The sequence below is a fragment of the Microcoleus sp. MON1_C5 genome (assembly GCF_036701875.1).
Taxonomy (GTDB): Bacteria; Cyanobacteriota; Cyanobacteriia; order Cyanobacteriales; family Microcoleaceae; genus Microcoleus.
Map to the genome: position 1 here is coordinate 1 of NZ_JAUBRN010000116.1, position 7,965 is coordinate 7,965.

Genomic DNA, 7,965 nt, shown 5'->3' on the forward strand with positions numbered 1-7,965 from the left:
TATTTTAAAATCCCAAAAGCCTTTCGACCCCAATTATGTGATCGCTACCTCTTGACAGGTCAAGACAGTATCTACGACAATTTGTAAGGGCGGGTTTTTCCAACCATCTACGCCTAGAATCAATAATTTCGTAAACTCGCCCCCACCCAAGAAATCAACCCAGATAAGTCTGGGGTGGGCACGCAAGCCCGCCCCAAAAATCCCAGATTAATTTCAACCGAGCGATTAATTTCTAATAACCAGGCTCCTCCTCGTACTCAGGAGTTTTAGTCTTCTCAGGGATATTCACTCGAGGAGCCTGGTAAGGCTTCGGTGCCTCATCGTCCGCCCAAGCATCAGCTTCCACATCATCCTCGTACTCGTACTCGACCACAGGCGCCTTCGGGCGAGAACTCTCAGAGCGAGTGTACTGCGGCTTCGCCTCGTACTCCTCCTCGTAATCGTCCTCCTCGCCGCCCCAATTATCCTCTTCGTAATCCTCGTAATTGTCGATCGGCTCAGGCTGCACCGCGCGCATCTGCTGCTGCGGCTGGCGCACCGCAGGCCGATTCCACTGCGAATCCTCGTCCCAAGGAACTTCCTCAACCGCAGGCGCAGCTACCCGGCTCCGCATTTCCGGTGCAGGTATCCGCACGCCCGGGCCCAATTGATTTCCTGTAGCCACGGGTTTCGGATAATAACCTTGCTCGTCCTCTTCTCGTTCCCAAGGTGCTTGGCCCAAACCGACGCGCTCCAGCAAACCCACACTAAGCTGCCTGAGCCTTTCCTCGGAACCTTCAAATACAATCAAGCGATTCGGGCCGCTGCTGACAATTTCCTCAATCCCCAACTCGTAAGTGCTGAGAACTTGGTCTGGGATTTGGGGGATTCCCAGGGAAGCGATAATTATAGAAACTAACTTACCGTCTTCGGGGTCGAACCTAAAGCCCCGCACCCTACCCAAAAGTTCGCCGGTTTCGGTAATAACTTCGCTGTTAATCAAAATGCTGTAGACTTCAACATCAACATCATCTTCGATCGCGCTCTCATCTTCCACCAACAGCACGTCGCCGATTTCACTAACATTGCTGAGGAACATAAACCTCGGCATTCCAGCGACCGCGAATATATTATCACGCAGACCGATCGCCACAACTTCCCGCCGGTCAATGTCCACCCACAATTGACTAACCACCCCCAAGCGTTTACCTCTGTCGCGGGTGATGACCTGAGTGCCTAGAATGTCTGAGCGTTGGCAGATTTGTTCGGATGTCATTCTAACTTTAATCCTGATTTATTAAGTACATATATCACTCAACACGAGCGTTAACATAAACTCCGGGACTACAACTTCAGTCCTATGACTTGAGTATAAGCTCCCCGCGCTTGAGTAACGCCAATTGTACGCTCAGCCGATTGAATCATAGGTCGCCGCAAACTCACAACAATAAACTGGGCTTGTTCAGACTGTCGTTTTATCATTCTAGCCAATCGCTCCACATTTGCCCCATCCAGAAACATATCCACTTCATCAAAAGCGTAGAACGTAGACGGGCGGTAGCGTTGCAGCGCAAAAATAAAACTCAGCGCCGTCAAGGACTTTTCCCCTCCAGACATGGAAGCCAGTCGCTGTACGGGTTTGCCCTTCGGGTGAGCAACCAAATTCAAGCCGCTGCTGAAGGGGTCTTCCTGGTCATCTAGCTGGAGATAGCCATCGCCTTCGGAAAGTTCCGCAAAGATAGTCTGGAAGTTCTCGTTAACCGCGTCGAAAGCTTCCTTAAAAGCGCGCCGCCTGAGTGTGGTAAAATTTTCGATTCTCAACAGCAGTTCTGTGCGTTCTCCTTCCAATGTGGTCAATTTTTGACTCAATTCTTGAAGGCGTTCTTGAGTGCGGTTGTACTCTTCCAAGGCTAGCATATTGACCGGTTCTAAAGCTTGAATGCGTTTGGCGATCGCCTTTACTTCCTGCTGCAATTCCGTCAAATTGGCTTTCTCGACATTTTCAGGAATCGAGGGCACGGGGTCGGGCATTTCCGCCCGCTGCGCTTCCAATAGAGTGCGGACTGCGCTCAATTGTTCCCGGCGTTCTTGCTGGGTTTCGTGGAGTTTTTGCAACTGCCATTGTAACTGCTGTTTGGCTAAATGCTTCTCTCGCAGTTGAGATTCCGCCCGATCGCGATCTCCCTTCTGCACGCCCAATTTTTCCTCAATTTCCCCCAAAGCCGCCTTAGCTTCGGCAATTTGCCGATCGAGTTCCAACTGCTGCGAAACAATGCGATCGAGTGCATCCGCCCCCGCGTTTTGCTGCACTTGCCATTCCTGCAATTTCTCGCTACCTTCCTTAATTTTGTCTTCCAAACGCCCAAATTGATTTTCCAAGTCTACAAGGCGCTGCTGGACGTTTCTCAGAGCCAATTCTCGCTCTTGGAGCTGCGCTTCTAGAGCGCGCAAACTCGATTGCATTTGCTGCCATTCGCTGTGACTGTTGGACTCTTCCAACTGCGCCAAAGTTTGGCGGTATTGCTGCAATTGAGTTTCCTGTGCGGGCAATTCTCCCTCCAGCAACTGCAATCTCGATCGCGAATTAGTTAATTCCTGTGTATTTTTCGCAATTTGCGATCGCACTTGTTCCTGTTGCGCTTGCAAATTCTTAATTTCTGACTCCAACTGTTCCAAGCGCAACTGATTTTCGCGCAAATTCTGTTTCGCTTCCATCAATTCTTGGCTGCGAGTTTTGACTGCAACAGAAGCGCGATCGATCGCAATTTTGCACCGTTCCAAAATCCGCTCAATTTCCTCCAACCTTTCTTGCAGAGATGCGATCGTCCGGGCTTCACTAGCAGCCTCACTAGCCTCAACCGTGCCAAAATGCAAGGTAGATCTATTAGTAGAACTTCCCCCAGTCATCGCCCCGCTAGTTTCCAAAATTTCCCCGTCCAAAGTGACAATCCGGTACTGTCCCAAATAGCGGCGGGCGTCGCTGAGGTTGCTAAACACAACCGTACTGCCAAAAACGTAAGCAAAAATTTCCTGATACCGGGAATCGCAATCAATCAAATTAACAGCCGCATCCACAAACCCAGCCGCGCGCCGCAAATTTTCATTCACCGAATACCTGCCGCCCCTAATCTTATTCAAAGGCAAAAACGTCATCCTTCCCGCCCGTTTTTGTTTCAACAATTCGATCGCAGCAGCAGCCACGCTGTCATCTTCCACCACCATATTTCCCATGCGCCCGCCCGCCGCAATTTCCAGCGCCAATTGATAGCGCGGTTCCACTCTGCCGAGTTGAGCCACCAAGCCGCAAACTCCGCCAATTCCGCTTTGCGCGACAATTTTTGCAGTAAACGTTCCCGTCGCTTCTTGCAGTGCTTGAAACTGCACTTCTAGTTTGTCTAATTTGCGCTGTCTTTCGCGCTGTTCTTCCAACAAACGAGTTTGAGTTTCCTGTTGCAGTTGCAATTCTTGTTCGGCTTCGACTAAAATCTGAGTCAGCGATTCTACTTGCAAAGATGCAACGCCTTTGGTTTCCACAAGGCGAGATTGCTGTTCTTTTTTCGCTGCTATTTCCTGTTCCAATACTTGCAGCGATTGGTTTTGTTCTTGAATTTGACTTTGCAGGCGATCGGCTCTTTCGCCAATGGTAGCTTGTTCTGTACGCTGCGGTTCCAAAGTTTGTTGAATTGTTTCGATTTGGCGGTGCAATTCTGTTTGCTGCTGTACCCACACTTCGGCAGTCGAGGCGATCGCATTTGCAACTTCCCGACTTTCATCTAAACTTTGCTGGGCTGCATCCCGCTGTTCCTGAAAACTCCCCTGCTGAGACTTAACATAAGATATTTCAATCTCAATTTGCTCCAAACTTTGCCGGAATTGGCGAACTTCTTCCTCGGTTTGTGCTATGTTAGCCGCCATTTGCCCAGCAGTTTTTTCCAAATCCTGTTTGCGGTTTTGCAGTTGCCGCCGTTCCGCTTCCTGAGTTGCAATCGTCGCTTGCAAAGCCAACAGTTCCGACTCTCCCAAAGCTTTAACGCGGGCATTCAGCGCGTCAAGTTCGGCGGTTGCTTCTTGAATTTGGGTACTAATTGCTTGCAGTTGTTCCGTGAGAGATGCAGAAGTGCGATCGCCCGTTTCGATTTGTTCTCGCAGTTTCCATTCTTGCTGCTGCAATTGGCGGAATTTCAGCACAATTTCCCACTGCGATTTTTCTTGAAATTCAGCCCGCAATTTTTGATATTTTTCCGCTTTTGTGCGATCGGAAGCCAGCCTATCGCGCTGAGAAATCAGCTCTTTTTCTACAATGCGGCTGCGTTCTTCCACCTCCTTAACTTCATCCAACTTCTGCCTAGCTAAAGAGATTTTGCGATCGAACTGAGCCACACCAGCTAATTCGTCAATGATTTCTCTGCGTTCCTTAGAATTCATCGAAATAATGCTGGTAACGTCTCCTTGCAGCACGACGTTATAGCCTTCGGGATAAATTCGCAAGCGGTTGAGTTGTTCGTGAAGTTGAGTCAGCGTGCAAGGTTGGCCGTTAATGTAATAAGTTGAAGTGTAAGTACCTTGGCGAGTTACCCGAAGTTTCCGCGTCACACTCCACTCATCCGATTTTGGATTTTCGATTTTGGATTTTCGATTGGTAGCGAGTAGTTGTCCGTTGTTGTCTTGAGTTGCGGCGATTTCAATCTCTTCTACGTCTTCAACAGATAACTCTTCCGATTTTGGATTTTCGATTTTGGATTTTCGATTGGCAGGTGATTGGCCGTTGTTGTCTTGAGTTTCGCCAATATCTATCTCTTCGACTTCCTCTGCTTCAACAGATAACTCATCTGCTGCATTTTCCTCCTCATCTTCATCCCGGGCGAACCATTCCTCCCCCACATCTTCCAGCGCAAAAGTCGCAGTCACGCTAGCTTCGATCGTACCGCGTTTGTTTTGGGCGCTGTTCACCAAATCCGGCAAACGTTCAGCCCGCATTCCCTTGGAACTCGAAAGTCCGAGACAAAACAGCAAAGCGTCGAGGATGTTGGACTTCCCAGAACCGTTGGGCCCGGAAACCACAGTAAAACCGGGCAGCACGGGAATGGCCGTCGTGCCGCCAAAAGATTTAAAGTTAGTCAGTTCGATCCGTTTAATGTGAACCATATGCTAGGAGTAGCTTTGGCTCTAGGTTGTTGTCACAGGGTAGCACAGGCAATGGGGCGATCGACAATGTGTGAACTTTCCGGCATTGTCGATCGAACCGATATCTTACACCTTTGTCAACAACCGAGTCCGCTTTTACTTAAAAAGATCGTTGACAAAGGTACAACATCTGAGATGCGAGCGAGCGCTACAAATGAACGTAAATTTTGATACAGATAACTTCATGAGACTCGATCGATATTATTTGTGGGCTAAAACCTGAAAGCCTTGTCCAGAGCCAGTGACAGCAAATATAATTCCCGCAATTCCAAATGTTACCCCTAGACATATAAAAACTTTCCGGTAAAATCGAACCAAAATTAATAATGTATAAAGTAATGAAGCGCATTATGGAGGGCAAACCCATTACACCAGCTCAGAACTCATCTAACCTGCCAGCTTCACCTGAAAGCGACGAACAACAAGTATTACAAATTTGGGGTCGCGAACCCCTTAAAGGACACGTCAAAATCAGTGGCGCCAAAAACTCGGCCTTAGTCGTCATGGCAGGCTCCCTGCTATGCCCAGAGGATTGCCGTCTCCGCAACGTTCCCGGTCTAGTCGATGTCGCCCGCATGGGACAAATTCTCTCGGCTGTAGGAGTCAAATTACAGCAGAACGGGGACGTTTTAGACATCAACGCCAGCAACCTCATAGACGCTCAAGCCCCCTACGAATTAGTCAGCCAACTGCGGGCGAGCTTCTTCATCATCGGGCCGCTGGTAGCGCGTTTGGGATTTGCCAAAGTGCCCTTGCCCGGTGGGTGCGCCATCGGCGCGCGACCTGTTGAACTCCACGTTCGCGGTCTGCAAGCCCTCGGTGCCGAAGTCCACATCGACCACGGCACCGTTCACGCTTACGTCAAAGGGCCAAACCGCCGCCTGAAAGGAGCCAAAATTTATTTGGACTACCCCAGCGTCGGCGCAACTGAAACTTTGATGATGGCGGCGACTCTGGCGGAAGGAGAAACCATAATTGAAAATGCGGCTCAAGAGCCGGAAGTCGCAGATTTGGCGAATTTCTGCCGCGCCATGGGAGCAAAAATTCAAGGCGCCGGTACGAATACGATCGTCATTTCGGGAGTGCCCAAGCTGCACGCGGTAGACTATTCAATTATTCCCGATCGCATTGAAGCCGGAACATTTTTAGTAGCCGGAGCTATCACTCACTCGGAAATCAGTTTGTCGCCGGTAATTCCCGACCACCTGACCGCAGTCATTGCCAAATTGCAGACAATTGGGGCAAAAATTATTGCAGAATCCCCCGACATTTTGCGGATAGTTCCCGGCCAAACTCACTCGGCCACAGACATCGAAACTCTGCCTTATCCCGGTTTCCCCACAGATATGCAAGCTCAGTTTATGGCTTTGCTCACGCTGAGCGAAGGCGACAGCTTGATCAAAGAAACCGTGTTTGAGAATCGCTTGCGCCACGTAGCAGAGCTCAACCGCATGGGCGCAGACATTCGCCTTAAAGGCAATGTAGCGATTGTGCGGGGAGTGTCGCGGCTGTCGGGCGCGCCTGTCGTGGCAACAGATTTGCGGGCTTCGGCGGCGTTAGTGCTCGCGGGACTTGCAGCCGATGGTGTCACAACCATCAGCAGCTTGCAGCACTTAGACCGCGGCTATGAGCAGTTAGAGGTGAAACTGCAAAAATTGGGAGCTAAGTTGCGGCGCGTCAAAGAGGGTACAGACCCGGCGACTGCTGAGGCTCCTGTCAATCCCGTGCGATCGGGTTTAAAGTAGTCAGAAGGAAGAAGGAAGAAGGAAGAAGGAAGAAGGAAGAGGAAAAAAGGAAGAAGCAAAAGAATTCCCCATGCCCAATTCCCCATGCCCCATGCCCAATTCCCAATTCCCAATTCCCCATTCCCAACTGACTAAAATGTCGAACATACCGCTCATCGGTTTAAAAGCAGACCAGTTTCGCCACCCCCTAGACTTGGAAGCTACCAGCACTCTCAAACAACTGCCCGGCCTGGATTTGATCGTGCGGCAGTTGCTGGGACAACTGGGCGAACAGTTTTTTATGCTGGAAAATCTGGCTTCCAGCGTCCAAGTCGGCGAAAATCAATTGCCCCACCTGCATCAATTGCTGTTGGATGCCTGCAAAACTCTGGATTTGGAAGCGCCGCAGCTTTATGTCCGCCAGCATCCGATGCCAAATGCTTACACTTTTGCGATGCGCGGAAAACAGCCTTTTGTGGTGATGCACACTTCTCTGATTGATTTGCTTACAGACGAGGAAGTTAAGGCAGTAATTGCTCACGAGTTGGGTCATTTGAAGTGCGATCACGGAGTTTACCTGACTCTGGCTAATTTAATTGTGTTGGCCGCGGGCCAAATTTCGCCTGTGGGAACCGTGCTCGCGCAGGGTTTGCAGGCGCAAATGTTGGAATGGTTGCGGTGTGCGGAATTTACGTGCGATCGCGCCGCCTTGCTCGCCACCCAAGACCCAAAAGTGGTAGCATCGGTGCTGATGAAACTGGCCGGAGGTTCGCCGACTTTAGCTCCGAAACTGAATGTAGATGCGTTTTTGGCGCAGGCCCGAGCCTACGACGACCTCAGCAGCACTCAACTCGGAGATATGCTCAAACAAGCTCAGACGGCTCAGTTGTCCCATCCTGTACCAGTATTGCGCGCCAGAGAGATCGATCGTTGGGCAAGTTCAAAAGATTATGAATCTTTGCTTGCAGGAAATCGATCTGTGTGTTATGATGGTGAAACCCAAAAGGGCGGGTGGCGAAATTGGTAGACGCATCAGACTCAAAATCTGACACCGAAAGGTATGAGAGTTCGATTCTCT

Annotated in this window: 4 protein-coding genes; 2 read left to right on the forward strand and 2 right to left on the reverse strand. The window is 50.0% G+C overall.

The window, feature by feature from the left end:
• Window positions 1–232: 232 nt before the first annotated feature.
• Complete coding sequence (locus tag QUA71_RS28465; RefSeq protein ID WP_333290270.1) at window positions 233–1,255, reverse strand: PRC-barrel domain-containing protein; 1,023 nt, start codon at window positions 1,253–1,255, stop codon at window positions 233–235.
• A gap of 68 nt (window positions 1,256–1,323) precedes the next feature.
• The gene (smc, locus tag QUA71_RS28470; RefSeq protein ID WP_333290272.1) at window positions 1,324–5,124 is read right to left on the reverse strand and encodes a chromosome segregation protein SMC; all 3,801 of its coding nucleotides are present in this window, start codon (window positions 5,122–5,124) and stop codon (window positions 1,324–1,326) included.
• Window positions 5,125–5,489: 365 nt separating this feature from the next.
• On the opposite strand from smc, the gene murA reads away from it, so the two are divergent.
• Complete coding sequence (gene murA, locus QUA71_RS28475; RefSeq protein WP_333290274.1) at window positions 5,490–6,908, forward strand: UDP-N-acetylglucosamine 1-carboxyvinyltransferase; 1,419 nt, start codon at window positions 5,490–5,492, stop codon at window positions 6,906–6,908.
• A gap of 136 nt (window positions 6,909–7,044) precedes the next feature.
• Window positions 7,045–7,914: a M48 family metallopeptidase gene (locus tag QUA71_RS28480; protein WP_333290276.1), complete on the forward strand. Its 870-nt coding sequence runs from the start codon at window positions 7,045–7,047 to the stop codon at window positions 7,912–7,914.
• The last annotated feature ends 51 nt before the right edge of the window (window positions 7,915–7,965 follow it).